Source organism: Arthrobacter sp. MYb224 (assembly GCF_002975455.1).
Classification (GTDB): domain Bacteria; phylum Actinomycetota; class Actinomycetes; order Actinomycetales; family Micrococcaceae; genus Glutamicibacter.
Map to the genome: position 1 here is coordinate 224291 of NZ_PCPU01000001.1, position 12249 is coordinate 236539.

At 60.0% G+C, this 12249-nt stretch carries 12 protein-coding genes; 5 read left to right on the top strand and 7 right to left on the bottom strand.

What is annotated here, in order from left to right:
- Positions 1 to 43: 43 nt before the first annotated feature.
- Entirely contained in the window at positions 44 to 1057 is a 1014-nt protein-coding gene (hrcA, locus tag CQ017_RS01095; RefSeq protein ID WP_105552134.1) for a heat-inducible transcriptional repressor HrcA, read from the bottom strand.
- Positions 1058 to 1182: 125 nt separating this feature from the next.
- On the opposite strand from hrcA, the gene CQ017_RS01100 reads away from it, so the two are divergent.
- Positions 1183 to 2052, top strand: a complete 870-nt coding sequence (locus tag CQ017_RS01100; protein ID WP_105552135.1) for a DUF3097 domain-containing protein — start codon at positions 1183 to 1185, stop codon at positions 2050 to 2052.
- Between the two features lie 91 nt (positions 2053 to 2143).
- The gene (locus CQ017_RS01105) at positions 2144 to 2545 is read left to right on the top strand and encodes a DUF4870 domain-containing protein (protein WP_096284734.1); all 402 of its coding nucleotides are present in this window, start codon (positions 2144 to 2146) and stop codon (positions 2543 to 2545) included.
- Between the two features lie 17 nt (positions 2546 to 2562).
- Here CQ017_RS01105 and hemW read toward each other — a convergent pair whose 3' ends face one another.
- Positions 2563 to 3792 (bottom strand): radical SAM family heme chaperone HemW, encoded by a 1230-nt coding sequence (hemW, locus tag CQ017_RS01110; protein WP_096284736.1) that lies wholly within the window; start codon positions 3790 to 3792, stop codon positions 2563 to 2565.
- Positions 3793 to 5637, bottom strand: coding sequence for a translation elongation factor 4 (gene lepA / locus CQ017_RS01115; RefSeq protein WP_105552136.1), 1845 nt, complete (start codon positions 5635 to 5637; stop codon positions 3793 to 3795).
- Between the two features lie 112 nt (positions 5638 to 5749).
- Here lepA and CQ017_RS01120 point away from each other — a divergent pair, with 112 nt between their 5' ends.
- From CQ017_RS01120 to CQ017_RS01130, 3 genes are all read left to right on the top strand, one after another.
- Complete coding sequence (locus CQ017_RS01120; RefSeq protein ID WP_096284740.1) at positions 5750 to 6316, top strand: type II toxin-antitoxin system PemK/MazF family toxin; 567 nt, start codon at positions 5750 to 5752, stop codon at positions 6314 to 6316.
- Between the two features lie 170 nt (positions 6317 to 6486).
- Complete coding sequence (gene rpsT / locus CQ017_RS01125; RefSeq protein WP_096284742.1) at positions 6487 to 6747, top strand: 30S ribosomal protein S20; 261 nt, start codon at positions 6487 to 6489, stop codon at positions 6745 to 6747.
- Positions 6748 to 6910: 163 nt separating this feature from the next.
- Positions 6911 to 7342 (top strand): SRPBCC domain-containing protein, encoded by a 432-nt coding sequence (locus tag CQ017_RS01130; protein ID WP_181148245.1) that lies wholly within the window; start codon positions 6911 to 6913, stop codon positions 7340 to 7342.
- Between the two features lie 17 nt (positions 7343 to 7359).
- Here CQ017_RS01130 and holA read toward each other — a convergent pair whose 3' ends face one another.
- From holA to CQ017_RS01150, 4 genes are read right to left on the bottom strand one after another with little or no spacing between them, the layout of a single operon-like run.
- Positions 7360 to 8352, bottom strand: coding sequence for a DNA polymerase III subunit delta (gene holA / locus CQ017_RS01135; RefSeq protein WP_105552138.1), 993 nt, complete (start codon positions 8350 to 8352; stop codon positions 7360 to 7362).
- Between the two features lie 34 nt (positions 8353 to 8386).
- Entirely contained in the window at positions 8387 to 10657 is a 2271-nt protein-coding gene (locus CQ017_RS01140; RefSeq protein WP_105552139.1) for a ComEC/Rec2 family competence protein, read from the bottom strand.
- Positions 10654 to 11286: a ComEA family DNA-binding protein gene (locus CQ017_RS01145; RefSeq protein WP_105552140.1), complete on the bottom strand. Its 633-nt coding sequence runs from the start codon at positions 11284 to 11286 to the stop codon at positions 10654 to 10656. Before CQ017_RS01145 ends, CQ017_RS01140 begins: the two co-directional genes overlap by 4 nt.
- Positions 11287 to 11307: 21 nt before the next feature.
- Positions 11308 to 12240, bottom strand: coding sequence for a DegV family protein (locus CQ017_RS01150; RefSeq protein ID WP_096284752.1), 933 nt, complete (start codon positions 12238 to 12240; stop codon positions 11308 to 11310).
- Positions 12241 to 12249 lie beyond the last annotated feature (9 nt).

Here is a 12249-nt window from a genome sequence, read left to right on the forward strand (position 1 = left end):
CCGTGTCCTTTCGTAAAAATATAAAACGTTGTTGCTGACGAAACTAGTTCGTCAAAATCTTTGACAGGTAACGGGCAACCGCCCGGACCGAAGACATGGAGGTTGGATAATTCATCCGCGTCGGACCGAGCACTCCAAGCTTGTTCCTGGTGTCCGAGCCATAGGTTGTCGCGATGACCGTTGCGTCGGAAAGCTGCCCGTAATGGTGCTCGGTGCCAATGGCTACCGCCACGCCCCGAGAGTCCGCTTCCAACTCGGAGAACAGCTTCAGCAGCACCACCTGCTCTTCAAGCGCTTCGAGCACCGGGGTGAGCGTCAGCGGGAAATCTCCCACCGAACGGGCAAGGTTCGCGGTCCCCGCCATCACGATGCGCTGGGTGTTGGCCGCACGTGCCATCTCCTGCAAGGAACCGAGCACCGTCATGAACAGCGTATCTTCCAGAAGCTGGAGCGGAATTGATTCGGTGGCCAGCGAACCTACGAGATCTGCCAACTGCCGACCGCCAAAGGCCTTGAGCACGCCTTGCTTCATACCCTGCAGTTCGTCGTCGCTATACGCCCTGGAAGTGCCGATCATCCGCTGGTCGACGGTGCCATTGGAGGCAATCATGACCATCAATACCTGGGATGAGCCAAGTCCGACTAGGTCCAGATTGCGCAGCGATGCGGTGTCATAGTGCGGCACCTGGATCAACGCCACCTGATTCGTCAAACGTGCCAGCAAGCGCACGGTGCTATGCAAGACCTCATCTAAATCCTGGGAATTATCCAAGATTTTGTTGATGGCCTCGCGCTCCGCCCGAGACAACGGCTTAAGCTCGCCGATTTGGTCAACGAATCGGCGATAGCCCTTTTCCGTGGGTATTCTCCCCGAGGAGGTGTGCGGGGCAGCGATGAGCCCCTCCTCTTCCAGCAAGGCCATATCATTGCGAATCGTGGCAGCAGAAACTCCCAGGTTATGCCGATCAAGCAAAGCCTTTGAACCTACCGGTTCATGCGACTGGACGTAGTCCTCCACAATGGCGCGTAAAACGTCCAGACGTCGAAACTCGCTCACGTCAACACCTCCTATGAACTCCGGCAAGGATTTGGCACTCTAACCTATCAAGTGCCAAGTCTAATACCTACATCGGTTGCTAGCATTGGATTTCGAGCGTATTCGATCACAGCGAAAGGCAGTACGTGACCAATTACTCCTGGGGAGCCCACGACCTCAGTGCACCTGCACCGAAAAAACTGCGTCAAGTTCCGATATCAATGGGCCTACTACTCGAAGACGTGGACAGCGGTTGGGTCGGCGAAGTGGTGCGTACCGAGAAGTCCGGAGGAATGCGGGTGATCGTTTTAGAAGACCGGCGGGGCAAGACCCGCTCTTTCCAAGCGGGCTTCGGCTTCCTGCTCGAAGGCGAGCCGGTGGAGATCGTTGAGCCACAAGCCAAGGCATTGGCGCCAAAGACCATGGTTTCAGCTTCCGGTTCCCGGGCGGTCACCGGTTTGAAGGCCCGCGAGGCACGCGCCAGCCGGATCTGGGTCGAAGGCAAGCACGATGCCGAACTAGTGGAGAAAGTCTGGGGCCATGACCTGCGCGTGGAAGGCATCGTCGTTGAGCCTCTGCATGGCGTCGACGATCTTGCCGGCGCCATTCGCGCTTTCAATCCCTCGCCCGAACGGCGTCTGGGGATCTTGGTTGACCACCTGATTGCGGGCACCAAGGAAGAACGTATCGTGAAGGAAGCGATGGCGGTTCCCGGTGCGGCGAATCATGTCCTGATTCTTGGTCATCCGTATGTCGACGTGTGGCAGGCGGTGAAACCGGCAGCACTTAATATTGAGAAGTGGCCGGTGATCCCCCGTGGAACGGATTGGAAAACCGGAATATTACGCGCGTTCGGCTGGCCGCATTCAACTGCCGAGGACATCGGGCTGGGTTGGCAGCGCATCCTTTCCCGAGTTGACCACTACGCACAGCTTGAACCGCAGCTGCTGGGTAAGGTCGAGGAGCTCATCGATTTTCTAACCAGCGAAGATTACGGTTTCCTAACGATTGACTAATAGTTGGATTTTTAGGGCGGGTTGTACTCTGCGTCGCTAGATCCTCGATAGAATCAGATCGACCACCCACTGCTAAACAAGGAAGCGCCACGTGACTGCACGCAAGACCGTACCGCCGGAAAATTCACGTTTCGAAGGTTCCAAGGTCTCGGCTTTGCCCTTGACTCCTTCCGAGGATCGCCAATGGGCCATGATGTCGCATTTCGGCGCGGTACTGGGATGCATTCCCGCGGCCATCATCTTCGCCGTGTACCGCGACCGTGGACCTTTTACCTCGCAGGAGTCGAAAGAAGCCTTCAACTTCACGTTTCCGCTGACCATTTTGGCCATCGTGCTGAACGTGCTCACCCTGGTTCCCGGGTTTGGCTGGGCGTTCGCGGTAGCCACCGTGGCGCTTTGGGTCTATATGACGCTGATGGGCGCCCGTGCAGCCATCCAGGCTAACAAGGGACGCCCATACCGCTACGCATTCAACCTGCGGCTAATGAAGTAACAATCCTTGCTGAAACTTTAGAAGTCCAACAGTTCCCGCACTACAAGGTCGGCCAGGAGCCGACCTCGTTGCGTTAACACGATCGTTCCGGCAAAGGCCGACTGCGGTTCGATCAGCTCGTCGGCAATGAGTCCGGCAACTGCCCGACGGCCATGCTCATCCAATTCGGCGATCGGCATGCCGCTGCCCAACCGGGTCAGCAGCATCGTGCGCTCCAGTTTGACTGCCTCGGCATCGGGGAACTCGCGGCCGTGGCCCGGGGAAATCCCGCCGTCGATCCGCTGCTGGTAGGCCGAAGGATGCTTCACATTCCACCAGCGCAGGCCACCAACATGCGAATGGGCACCCGGTCCGGCGCCCCACCAGTCTCCGCCTTGCCAGTAGGCAACGTTATGCCGGCAAGCATGCCCTTCGCCCTTGGCCCAGTTGCTAACTTCATACCAGCGGAAGCCCGCGGCCGCGAACATTTCATCGGCCAGCTGATACTTTTCGGCATGATCGTCATCGTCGATGTTCGGTACCTGTCCGCGGCGAATCTGCGCCGCAAGCTTGGTGCCCTCTTCAATAATCAGCGCGTAGGCCGAAATGTGATCCGGTTCATAGCTCAAAGCCGCTTCCACGCTGGTGCGCCAATCCTCCAAGGACTCCCCCGGAGTCCCATAGATCAGATCGACGCTCACCTGGAGACCCACTTCGCGAGCCCAGCGGACCACCTGCGGCACGCCCTTGGGATCGTGGGTTCGCTCCAGCACCGCCAGCACATGTGGCACCGCCGACTGCATGCCAAAGGACACGCGGGTGAACCCGCCGTCCTTGAGCTCTTGCAGGCTTTCACGGGTCACCGAATCCGGGTTCGCCTCGGTAGTGACCTCGGCGCCGGGCTTCAGCCCGAATTCGCTGTTGATGCGTGCCAAAACCGACACCAGGTCGCTGGCTGGCAGTAGGGTCGGGGTGCCGCCACCGAAGAACACGGTCTCGATTTCACGATGCGGCAAGCCAGATTTGTCCATCACTTGCCGAGCGAAGCTGATTTCCTGGCTGACGGTGGCCGCATAGCTGGCTTGGCTCGCCCCGGAACCAAGTTCCTTTGCGGTGTAGGTGTTGAAGTCGCAGTATCCGCAGCGCACCGTGCAGAACGGAATATGTACATAAAAGGACATGGTCCGCTCCTGCGCATTGTGTGAACACAATGCGGGGAGCAGACCATCGGCCGGAGCCGGATCGCCATCAGGCAAAACTGAGGGCATTTACTTCTTTTTCTCTTCGCCGGTGGACAACGCGGCGATGAAGGCTTCCTGGGGAACCTCCACGCGGCCGACCATCTTCATTCGCTTCTTACCGGCCTTCTGCTTTTCCAGCAGCTTGCGCTTGCGGCTGATATCGCCGCCATAGCACTTGGCCAGCACATCCTTGCGGATGGCGCGAATGGACTCGCGGGCGATGATGCGCGAACCGATGGCAGCCTGAATCGGCACCTCGAACTGCTGGCGTGGAATCAGTTCACGCAGCTTGCCGGTCATCATCACGCCGTATGAGTACGCCTTGTCGCGGTGGGTGATCGCGCTAAACGCGTCCACCTGCTCCCCCTGCAGAAGAATATCGACCTTGACCAGGTCTGCAATCTGGCTTCCGTCGGCCTTCCAGTCCAAGGATGCGTAACCACGCGTACGTGACTTCAGATGGTCGAAGAAATCGAAAACGATCTCGGCCAGCGGCAGCGTGTAGCGCATTTCTACGCGTTCTTCGCTGAGGTAATCCATACCGCGCAAGGTGCCGCGACGTCCCTGGCACAATTCCATGACCGAGCCGATGAATTCGGATGGAGCGAGAATAGTTGCCGAGACCAGTGGTTCGTGAACCTCGAGGATCTTGCCTTCGGGGAACTCCGAGGGGTTGGTCACGGTGGTCAACTGCTTGTCTTCGCCCATGACCTCATAGACCACGTTCGGCGCGGTAGAAATCAGGTCGAGGTTGAACTCGGCCTCCAAACGCTCACGGGTGATTTCCAGGTGCAAGAGCCCCAAGAAGCCAACGCGGAATCCGAAGCCCAAAGCGACGGAAGTCTCCGGCTCGTACACCAGGGCGGCGTCGTTGAGCTGAAGCTTATCCAAAGCATCGCGCAGCGCCGGGTAATCAGTACCGTCCATCGGGTAAAGTCCCGAGAACACCATAGGCTTCGGATCTTCGTATCCGCCGAGGGACTCAGCGGCAGGCTTCAGGCTATTGGTGACAGTGTCTCCGACCTTGGACTGGCGTACATCCTTCACACCGGTGATCAGGTAGCCGACCTCACCCACGCCCAGTCCCTTGCTTGGAACCGGGTTAGGGGCGGAGACGCCAATTTCGAGCAGTTCGTGCGTGCTGCCGGTGGACATCATCTGGACGCGTTCGCGCGGACGCAACATGCCGTCGACGACACGAACGTAGGTGACCACACCGCGGTAGGTGTCATAGACGGAGTCGAAGATCATGGCCCGTGCAGGAGCATCGGCCACGCCAACGGGCGGCGGAAGCTGCTTGATGACCTCATCCAGGAGAGCCTCAACGCCCTGGCCGGTCTTACCTGAAACCTTCAAGACGTCATCGGGATCGCAACCGATGAGGTTTGCCAGCTCTTCGGCATACTTCTCCGGCTGCGCGTTTGGCAGATCGATCTTGTTGAGCACCGGAATGATGTTCAGATCGCTCTCGATGGCCAGGTAGAGGTTCGCCAGGGTCTGTGCTTCGATGCCCTGTGCTGCGTCAACGAGCAGGACCGCGCCTTCACAGGCCGCCAGGGAACGGGAAACCTCATAGGTGAAGTCGACGTGGCCAGGCGTGTCGATCATGTTCAGCGCGTAGGTCACGCCATCGACTTCCCAAGGCATACGGACAGCCTGGGACTTGATGGTGATACCGCGTTCACGTTCGATATCCATGCGGTCCAGGTACTGGGCCTTCATGTCGCGTGCGGAGACCACGCCGGTGGATTGCAGCATGCGGTCGGCCAAGGTGGATTTACCGTGGTCGATATGGGCAATGATGCAGAAGTTACGGATGAGCGACGGATCGGTCGCGGCTGGCACCTGGGCGGTGCGGGCCAATGGAGACACCTAAACAGACCTCATTTGCAAACTAAGAATAGACGCGGAATTAGGCTCCATTCTGTCATGATTTACGCGTCACTACCTATTTGGTACCGCGCGCCCTGATAGTTTGTCGATCATGGCTTTGAATGTGCAGAAGATTCTTTCCCTCGTTGTGCGTGCAGTTAAGGTTTTCAACTCCACTCGCGCCAATGGGTCAAACACCTCCCCCACTACCCGCCGGCCGAGCAATGCTCCGAGCCGGGCTCAGCAGCGGCATGGCAGCAGCAATGGCGGGAATAACCTCCGCGAATCGGCCTACCCGGGCGATTTCCGCGGCACCGTCCACTATGAATACAACCCGAGCCTCGACGGCGAGGCCGATCCCGGCGAAGTGGTTTGGGGCTGGGTTCCCTACGAGGAAGACCACAGCCAGGGAAAGGACCGCCCGGTGCTGATTATCGGCCGCGATGACAGCTGGTTGCTTGGCCTGATGCTGACGAGCAAAGACAAGAACAATGGCGGTCACAGCAATCCGGACTACATGGACATCGGAACCGGCGCCTGGGACCGCGAGCGCCGTCCCAGCGAGGTCAAGCTCGACCGAATCATCCGCCTGTCGCAAAGTGCAGTACGTCGCGAAGGGGCCATTCTCGACGAGCAGCGTTTCGGCAATGTGGTGAACGCCCTAAATAACGGCCGCTAGGCGTTGGTCGTTGCCGCGGCGTTCTGCTAGAGTTAATTCTTGTGTGTCACGCAGGTTGGGTGACACGCCCCCTTTGGGTCGCCATAGGTGCCCCACACCGCTCAGTCGATGGCCCGAAGGATGAACCCTCTACCGACCGTATTTCGCAATAAACGAGAGAGTTTATTAAAGTGGCAAACATCAAGTCCCAGAAGAAGCGTAACCTTACCAACGAAAAGGCTCGTCTGCGTAACGTAGCAGTCCGCTCGGAAGTTAAGACCGTGGTCCGTAACGTCAACGACGCAATTGCCGCCGGTGACAAGGATAAGGCAACTGACGCATTGCGTCTGGCTGGCAAGAAGCTCGACAAGGCTGTTAGCAAGGGTGTTCTTCACAAGAAGAATGCTGCTAACCGTAAGTCGGCCATTGCCAAGAAGGTTAACGCCCTCTAAGCAACGCTAAACTTCAGCAAGATCCTCGAAGCCCTTGGGTTTCGGGGATCTTGTGCTTTAAGCACCGCTTCTCTGCCCTGCGGCACTGCGCTAGTGTTCAGCTATGCCATTAGTCGGTAGATCAGTAAATATTTTCGCAGGACGTGTCCTGCACCATTGGGAAATGCCAGCCACGGCAGACCAGGTGTGGCACGCGCTGACCGAGTCCGCGCCGTTATCGGGGTGGCTCGGGACGCTGGTCTCTGGGACCTTTCGCTCCGGTGAAGTAGTCACGGTCGAACACGCACCGAATTACCCCTGCACCTCACAGGTGCGAGGAATTGATCCGCTCAAGCTCTTGGCCATGTCCTGGAAGTTCCCCGACGAAGAGCCCTCGGAGTTGCGGATCGAACTTACCGGGCGAGAATCCAGCACCGGGTTGCACCTCGAACACCGGGGGTTAGCGGATAAGGCCGCCGACTACCTGATCGGTTGGCATACTCATCTGCGGTATCTGGAAGATCTGCTCGCCGGCAAGCCGCGCGCCATGGTGGATTTTTGGACGCTCTACGAAGAACTGGCCCGTTCCACCGATCCCAAGCGGAACGAAAGCTAGGTGCCAGGCAAGCCGAGCTATCGCTGCGGTGCTTTGGAAGCAATAAATAAGATCGCACGTTCCAAGGCATAGCCTGGTGACCGCCCGCCGCCTTTGACCATGCGATCTGTTTGGGCGATGTTCTCAATGCATTGCGCGACATCAGCGCGTTTCCAACCGCGTGCTTGCTGCTGCGCTGCCTGAACCTGCCACGGCGCCATGCCCAGCTCGGAGGCCAAGGACGCCGCCGGCTCGTTGACTCCGAGCACCTTCGCCAACTGACGGATCTTCATCGCCAAGGTCGCGACGATGGGAATTGGATCTGTTCCGGTATCCAGGGAGTGGCGCAACGTGGTCAAGGCCAATTGCGCATTTCCGGCCAAGGCGGCGTCCGCCACTTTGAAGGCCGTCGCTTCGATACGGCCACCATAGTACCGATCGACCACCTCTTGATCGATGGTTCCGGTGGTGTCCTGAATCAGCTGGTGACAGCTGGATCCAAGCTCTGCCAAGGAATTGCCAACCGCGGCGACTAGTGACTTCACCGCGTCATTGGTGATCCGGCGCTTGGCTGACTTGAATTCGGCCTGCACAAAGTCGATTTTCTCGGCGTCGCGTTTAATCGGCTGGCAATTGACGAGCAACGCGCCGGCGGCCTTTATGGCATCCAGTAATTTCTTGCCGCGGGTACCCCCGGAGTGGTGCATGATCAGCACATTCTCCGGTGCCTGATCCTTCAGATAATTCAAGGCATCTTTGAGGAAGTACTCGTTCATTGATGCCAGGTCGTGTACCTCGACGAGGTTCGCGCTGGAAAACAACGAGGAGCTCGTGGCCAGCAACAGTTCGCCTGGCTCGTAGCTGGCCGCGTTGAGCCGAGTATGCTGGATGTCCTCGCGCGTAGCAGCTTGGCTGCGCAACAGCTCGAAGGCGCGCGAAGCCAGATATTGTTCGGATCCGGTCAGCAGAATCAAGGGTTGGGGTGTTAAATCCCGCCAAGAAATTCCCGGAGATGCTTGCGCGCGTGCCATCGAGCTCCTTCATGCGTCGTGCGTTAACTCGATCCTACCGAACTGCAGGCCCGATCGCTGTGGCGAGCACCTTGTCCGGTTCGAATGTGAGCAGAACCGTACCCTCGAGGTCGGATCTGATCACGCGCGCGCCGGTGGCTCGCGCGGCATCGAGTATTTCTTGATGCGGATGACCATAGGAATTGTCTTTTCCGGCAGATATCAAAAGGACCTGCGGCCGCAGGGTTTCAATGATTTCCGTGCCGCCATTGCGCGCGCCGTGATGCGAAGCCTTGAGCACCTGGACCGGAGGTTGCGGCAGCTCGGCCAGCAGCTGATGCATCGCTGCTTCCTCCAGGTCTCCGGCGGTAAAGAAGCTCAGCACCTGCCCTTGGACAAGAAAGTCGAAAACGATCACCAAGGAGGTGTCATTGGGTTCGGCATAACGCGCACGGATGTCATTTGGCCCGATCACCCGGTAGTGCACGGCGTCCGTGCCACCGCTATCCCCCGGTTTGAGCACTGTGGTCTCGGCCCAGCGGCTAGGGTCGAAGCCGGTCGAAACCAGACGCTGATCGATTTGTAATCCCGTCCCTTCCACCGCGGCGATCCCGCCAAGATGATCGGCGTGTTCATGCGTGATGAAAACCTTGGATAACTTTTTGATTCCCAGCTGATTCACGCAGTCAGCCACGCCCCCATCCGTGGGTCCGGCGTCCAAGAGCCACCCCTCAGCGGGACCACTACGAATCACGAACGCGTCACCCTGGCCGACATCGCACATCGCGATATTCCAGGTCACCGGGATCGCCGGACGGTAGAACAGGGTCGCCGGGAGCACCAGCGACACGAGGAGCACCACGAGCACCGCCAATCCGGCGCCGGCCAGCCGATGAATACTCGCGTGCTCGCTTTCATAGGTGCTCAGCAGCAGGACGGCGAACACCACCGAGAATCCCACTGCGAGAGAGATGCCGGCAATCCAAGGAGGCCATGAACGTGCGGCACCGGGCAGCTCGACTACCCAGAGCGCGAGCTTTCCAATCCATCCCGCCGGAAGGCCAGGCACCCATAACAAGATGTCGGTGACCGCCGGCAATGGAGTACAGCACAGCAGGCTGATCACCCCCATGCTGGTGATCAGGGGCAGCAATGGTGCGACCAAGAGGTTGGCCGGCAGCGAGTACAGGCTGAAATTTGAGTTCAAGGCGATGATCACCGGCAGACAGGTGAATTGCGCGGCGCAGCAAATTGCCGTCAATTGCGCAAACCACGACGGGAAGAGGCGTGAAAGGATGTCGGTGAGGGCCGGTGTCAGTACGATGATGCCCAAGGTGGCCAGTACGGATAAGGCGAAGGCCGGTTCCACTGCTAGCGACGGATCGATCAGCAGCAAAATGGTCCCCGACAGGCTCAAGATGCCCAAGGACCCGCGCCCGCGGCCCAGCATGAGCGAGATTGTTGCGATGATTCCCATTAATCCGGCGCGGAGCACACTCGGGTCAGGGCCCACGAACCAGATGAATAAGGCCAGGAAGCCGATGCCCAGCAGCGCGGCCAGCACCCTGGGCACGGCGCAAAGCCTGAGGATCACCAGCACCATGGCACCGAGCAACGCCACGTTTGACCCGCTGACGGCGGTGAGGTGGCTCAGCCCGCTGTCTTTCATTGCCGCGGAGAGTTCTTCGCCCTGCCCCGAGCGGTCCCCGTAGAGCATGCCCGGAAGGAGCCCGCGGGCCTCGTCGGGTAGTTCTTTCAGGCTCGACGCGAATCTGGTTTTCAAGTGATCTGCCGGTGTCGGTTCCTGCCAGGTCTTCACCACCGGTTCGCTCTGTGCCCGAGCCCACCAGTGGAATGCACCTTTTGCCCCGGTAGATTGCAGGTCCAGAATTGTTTCGAAACTATCCGCGCCGGTTTCCAGCGGGTAGGGCATGCTCAGATATATCGGAATGGGGCAAGCAACCCACTGCTCCTGGTGCCAATATTCTCCGATCTGCGCAATGCCCTTGTTCGTTCCGTCTTCGCCGAGGCGCGGCGGATCGTTAAAGGCCACGATGACCCGCCGCTGCTGTTCTGCTCCCTCGGGCAGCTGGCAGTCGTTCTGCCCCAGGGCGGCGAAGCTGATGCTGATCGAGGCCAGGAGCAGCAGCAGCGGTCCGCTGAACCAGGGAGCCGAGGAGGGAGCATCGTGGCGCCGGCGCAGCAGCAGCGCGAAGCCCCCGAGGAAGAGCAGCAGCACGATGATGGTGCCCAGCAGCGGCGGTTGCAGGTATGCGGTCACCCAGGCCCCGGCCAAGATCCAAAGCCCGCGGAAGTCCGTCTTCATTGGATCACCAATTCCGAGAGCTCCCCCAAGAGCACCGGGCCTATTCCAGAGACAGCGTCGAGTTCCGCGACGCTGGTGAACGGGCCATTTTTGTCCCGGAAGTCGATAATGCGTTTGGCTAGTGCTGGGCCGATGCCCGGCAGGGTCTGCAGGGTCTGCGCATCGGCCTGGTTCAGCGAGATCTTCGCGTTTGGTCCTTGGGCTTGCGGTGCGCCCGGAGTTGCCGAGGCATCACTAGTTCCGGGCAGGATGATCTGCTGCCCGTCGGCGAGTTTGGCCGCCAAATTCAATAGCTCCGGGCGGGCTTTTTTGCTCATCCCGCCGGCTGCTTCGATCGCATCGGTGATCCGCGAACCATCGGGAAGCTCGTAGACGCCGGGCTTTTTCACGGCCCCGACCACATGCACGGTGAGCGTAGCCAGCGGTTCGGTGGCGGCCGGGTGTTCGGGGTCGGCCACCAGCGGAATGGAATCCAGCTCTTCGGCCGCCGGCGGAGGCGAGAAGATGATCGAGAAGGCCACCCAGGCCAGGACCACGAGGACCAGCACGAGGGCAGCGACCCGCGACACGGCGAAGCGCAACCTGGTCGGCCGTGGCGCAAATTTACTGAAGAAGTCGTGGCGCCCCATGGCCGATAGTTTGCGCCACTACTACGAAGGGAGGGTGTCCTCCGGCTCGGATTGTGGATTCAGCGGTCCCACGGCCACGGCGAGCACCCCGATGCCGGTATGCGCCGCGAGCACCGCCGGCAGGGATTCGATCAGCACCTGCTGCGCGCTGAGCGGCGCGAGCTCGTTGGCGATCTCGGTGGCAAGTTCGGCCGCGCCGAAGTGCATGACGCCGATGCGTACCGGCCCTTGGGCCGCGGTAGCAGCCTGGGCGCCAAGCGCCACCAGCCGCGCCTGGGCCCGGGCGAAGGAGCGCGGCTTTTCGATGGGCTGGATCACACCCGCGTCGATGCTCAGGATCGGTTTGACGTTCAGCAGGTTGCCCAGCACCGAAGAGATGGTGCTGATCCGTCCCCCGCGGCGCAGCTGCTCCAGGCTCGGCACGGCGAAGTAGACGGAATTCCGCGCCGCGCCGCGGGCGATCTGCTCGAGCATTTCCAGCGGGGCTCCGGCATCGCGCGCGGCCAGCACGTCGGTGACCGCAAAGCCCTGGGGCATCGCGACGGTGCGCGAATCGATGACCTGCACCGGGATTTTGATGTCGGCGGCGGCCAGGCGCGCGGCCTCCACCGTCCCGGAAAGCTGCCCGGAGAGGTGAATGGAGATGATCGACTCGCAACCGGCGGCGGCCAGCTCCCGGTAGGCCCGGGCGAATTCTCCGGGCGCCGGACGCGAGGTCTTGACTGATTTTCCCATGGCCAGGCCCATCATCAGGGCGTTCAGATCTTCGCCGTGCACGTGGTTGTCCACGATGATCGGGATTCCCAGGCAGGCGAAGTCTTCGCTGTCCAGCAATTGTGCTGGCAGGCAGGCGGCGGAGTCGGTGACCACGCCGATTCGGGTACGCGCAAGCCCACGCGGGGCCAGCCATTTAGGCAGCCAGCCCGCGCGTGGGCCCTTGGTGCGTTCGTTCATGCCTTGAGC